At 48.9% G+C, this 3,245-nt stretch carries 5 protein-coding genes; 1 reads left to right on the forward strand and 4 read right to left on the reverse strand.

The window, feature by feature from the left end; genetic code table 11:
• Positions 1-203 (forward strand): IS1 family transposase (locus H6F90_RS05820; protein ID WP_190551057.1); only part of this gene is annotated, 203 nt, incomplete at its 5' end.
• 188 nt (positions 204-391) lie between these two features.
• Here H6F90_RS05820 and H6F90_RS05830 read toward each other — a convergent pair.
• From H6F90_RS05830 to H6F90_RS05845, 4 genes are all read right to left on the reverse strand, one after another.
• Entirely contained in the window at positions 392-1,426 is a 1,035-nt protein-coding gene (locus H6F90_RS05830; protein WP_190551058.1) for a hypothetical protein, read from the reverse strand.
• A 60-nt stretch (positions 1,427-1,486) separates the two neighbouring features.
• A complete protein-coding gene (locus tag H6F90_RS05835; protein WP_190551059.1) occupies positions 1,487-1,909 on the reverse strand; it encodes a DUF3037 domain-containing protein in 423 nt (140 codons plus the stop codon).
• The gene (locus H6F90_RS05840; RefSeq protein WP_190551060.1) at positions 1,887-2,669 is read right to left on the reverse strand and encodes a HipA family kinase; all 783 of its coding nucleotides are present in this window, start codon (positions 2,667-2,669) and stop codon (positions 1,887-1,889) included. Before H6F90_RS05840 ends, H6F90_RS05835 begins: the two co-directional genes overlap by 23 nt.
• A gap of 373 nt (positions 2,670-3,042) precedes the next feature.
• Positions 3,043-3,245, reverse strand: a 203-nt coding sequence (locus H6F90_RS05845; RefSeq protein ID WP_190551062.1) for an IS1 family transposase, incomplete at its 5' end; no start/stop codon positions are given.

A 3,245-nucleotide genomic window follows, 5' to 3' on the forward strand; every position in this document is an offset into this window, starting at 1 on the left:
CTATGTTCATTGAGGAAAGTGACCAAATTGTCAGTAAGACTTATATGACTCGGGTGGAGGGAGAAAATACCCGACTGAGGCATTATTTAGCACGATTGCACCGGAAAACCTTGTGCTACTCCAAATCAGTTGAGATGTTGAGGTGTTCACTTCGGTTGCTGCTGCATTATTTGAAGTATCGGACAATTCCTCTCTCAGCTTAAATCATTACCTATTCAGCAACGCCAGGATTTGTACCAGCAGTGGCTCGATGGGTAGTTGAACGCTCAAATGCTTGGATGGAACGTTGTAAAAGCCTAGTAAAGAACTTTGAGCGAACTTTATCTCATGCCACGACCAAACTCAATCTCTGTTTTGTGAGGTTGATGCTCAAGCGACTTGCAGCCCCTTCCTAAGATCTCAAATGGGTTCTATAGTGCTGTGCCCATTGCTCAGGCGGAAGTGGTTGCTCTGGTAATCCGTGCCACTCTCTCGCCGCTCGATTGAACAACGTCAGTGTTCCTGCCGCGTCACAAGCTACGATGCCAGCTTCAATCGTGTGGAGTAAGACCTGCAAGAAGTTTTGTTCTTCTTGGAGCGCCACTTCAATCCGTTGCCGTTCTCCAACTTCCTGCTCCAACACGGTGTTAATAGCGCTGACGTTCTGGGCTATCAGTCTGGCTCGATAAGTTAGATGTGCAGCCAAGGCCAAGAGCCAAGATACAGCTAAACCGCCGATTAAGGTGATGGTGGGCAGGGGCGATCTCATTCGATTGGACAGGAGCGCTGTCGGATAAACCTGAACTCGCCAGTTCAACCCATACAGTTCGACAGTACTCTCTTGGTGCCATTTACCTCGATTGCCCTCGCCTACATCATCATGGGTGTAGATCTGGTCTTTTTCATCAAAAATGGCAACCACATAGCCATGAGCATCCTTCTCTGACAAGATGCTGTTAATTAGTTCTTGAGTTCGGTAAGTCGCGACAATAAAACCATCAAACTGTTGCTCTCTAAAAATAGGAATATAATTTAGCGCAGCTTCATTCCCTTGTAGCGGTACCAGCCAGCGGACACGGTGAGTCGGATCGACCCAAGCGATCGCCTGATAGCTCCTAAAGTCTCGGACATTGAGCGCTGCATTAAACTCCCACTCTGCTTGGGAAGGTTTGCCATGCCGTCCCCACCGATCAGCCATCCGCACCAGTGCTTGCACTTGAGGCTTAATCTTTTCCATAATTTCCAGTTCTAGATTTCCTGCCTCAACGCTCAGAGCGTGCTGAATCTGAGCTTGTTCTTGCTGAACCAAAGCCTGCCACAGCAGAATGCTAACAGCTGATGTACTCAGACCTAGGATGAGTGGCAGAACCTGAAGTAAGGGAAAGCTCTCTTGGGAATTGCAGTGATTCTTGCTAGGAAAGCAATCAGCATAGGGGTACCGCTTCATCTCAGGTTCATTCTTCCCAGGAATCACGATTATTTACCTTGGAAAAAGGTGCCAGTAGCATTAAGCCGTGTGGGTTACAGTCGTTTTGTTTTGCTTGCACGGACGCACCATGGTGTCGAGGAGATGTTCGATCACATGGGGTAGGCTGGGGCAAAGACCTGTATGTACTCGTGAGGTCTGGATCACCGTGCTCCGAGGAGCCACAATCCAGTGGAAGCGATCGCGTTGAGGCAACCGACCAATGGGTCCGGCGAGTTCGCCGCCCGCGCAAATGAGAGGAATGGCAACGAGATAGTCTCGAATCATTTCAAGATCAAGAGTGGAGTCGAGCGCCATGAGTCGTGGCTCGTCAAGTTCAATCCGAGCTTCGAGAAATTTGTAGCTGACGCAGGAAACGACCACCCCCACATTGACAAACTCTTCGCGCTCCACTCTGGGAACCACGCGAATGACAGCGTAATCATACGGTAAGAGATCGGGCACGAACAGCTTCCTCCAGAAAAATACGCGGCGCTTCTAATCGTCTCATCAAGTACTCGACATAGGCTGCTCGATGTTGCTGACTTCCATTGAACAGGGACTCTTCTACGAGCCAAGCATCCGGAATCAGCTGCACAATGGACTCAATGAGGCTGGGTGTCAACTGTTTCGTTATTTTCGCATCTACCTCCCGCAGAGTGCTAGCGCTGTGGAGTAACACATGGTCCTTGATAGCTGCAAAGGGGGTGCGGCTCCGTTCTAGGTAGTTGCTCCAGGTGTGATGGAAGTAGAGAGCTGCACCATGATCGATGAGCCACAGTCGTCGGTGCCACATCAGCATATTGGTGTTCCCCGCTGTGCGATCGATGTTCGTCACGTAAGCATCAAACCAGACAATTAAAGAGGCGAGGTCAGCATCGAGTTTCGTTGCAATGGGGTCAAATGTCACAGAACCAGGGAGGTAGTCGAGCGCCAGATTCAGCCCGACACTGGCTCGAATCAAGTCTTGGATTTCTGGATCAGGCTCAGTGCGAGCAAGTTCAGCATCGAGGTGAACCCAGACAATCTCAGGAACAGGCAGCCCTAAGGCTCGAGCAATTTCCCCTGCCACCAACTCTGCAATCAGTGCTTTCGCGCCTTGGCCCGCCCCTCGAAACTTCAGCACATACATGCCATCATCATCGGCTTCTACAATGGCTGGCAGCGATCCCCCTTCGCGCAGTGGTGTGACATATCTAGTTGCAGTAATGGTTCGTAAGCTCATCTTTTGTCACAACGCTCCGAGCTGTTTTGAGTAGCGCCAATCAATGAGCAATCGCTCTTGCATAAGTCGGAGAACCTAGAACTGAAGCGACCGCAATCTGACCATTGTACAAGTCAACTCAAGAGAAGGGGAAGTTAGGTTTGAAGAGAAACGGATGAGACCTCAAGTGTTCAAGTGCACCTCATCAAGAAGCAGAAATCGAAACCCAAACAGCAATCTGAAACTTGCATTTCAATACTCCAGTATTAATTTGCATGAGGGCAACTAAGAACGGAGAAGATTCTGAGCTGGTTTTTGCTTAATCTACAACGCGAGGTTTCGGAAAAATGGATGAAGCGATTAAAAAACTGGGCGTTGCTGAATAGGTAATGATTTAAGCTGAGAGAGGAATTGTCCGATACTTCAAATAATGCAGCAGCAACCGAAGTGAACACCTCAACATCTCAACTGATTTGGAGTAGCTCAAGGTTTTCCGGTGCAATCGTGCTAAATAATGCCTCAGTCGGGTATTTTCTCCCTCCACCCGAGTCATATAAGTCTTACTGACAATTTGGTCACTTTCCTCAATGAACATAG

Source organism: Trichocoleus sp. FACHB-591 (genome assembly GCF_014695845.1).
Classification (GTDB): domain Bacteria; phylum Cyanobacteriota; class Cyanobacteriia; order FACHB-46; family FACHB-46; genus Trichocoleus.